Below are 504 nucleotides of genomic sequence, written 5' to 3'. Positions count from 1 at the left end.
ACCTGGGTTTTTTCGTCGAGGCTCAGGACTACCGCGCCCGCGGGCGGGTCGAGGTAGAGACCGACGATGTCGGCGATCTTGTCCGCGAACTCCGGATCACGGCTAATCTTGAAGGTGCCCTGGCGGTGTGGCTTCAGCCCGTTCTCCCGCCACAGCTTCGCCACATAATGCCAGGAGATCGACACCCCGGTCGTCCGGGTCACGTACCTTGCCATCTCCCTGCTCGACCAGTGCGTCAACCCCGTCTCCGCCGGCGGCGCCGTACGAGTCAGCGCGAGAACACGACTACGGATCTTCGCGGGAACCTGTTCTCGTGGAGCGCCGCGTTTGTGGTCAACCAGCCCACCGACACCGTCCGCCTCGTACCGGGACAGCCACAGGTTTACCGTCGGCCACGACACCCCGGCCAAGGTGACTACCTCTTTCTTCGGGCGCCCCTCCGCGCACCAGAGAACAATCCGCGCGCGGGTCGCCACATTCGCCGGAACACCCGGATCATTGATC

1 protein-coding gene is annotated in these 504 nt (G+C 64.7%); it reads right to left on the bottom strand.

The genetic code is table 11. From position 1 onward, the window contains the following. Positions 1–503 (bottom strand): IS630 family transposase (locus AB1460_RS38320; protein ID WP_368967516.1); only part of this gene is annotated, 503 nt, incomplete at its 3' end. Position 504 lies beyond the last annotated feature (1 nt).

The sequence above is a fragment of the Parafrankia sp. FMc2 genome (assembly GCF_041008525.1).
In the GTDB taxonomy this organism is placed as follows: domain Bacteria; phylum Actinomycetota; class Actinomycetes; order Frankiales; family Frankiaceae; genus Parafrankia.
The sequence above is the reverse complement of the archived record's forward strand: the minus strand, read 5'-3'. Positions and strand labels throughout refer to the sequence as shown.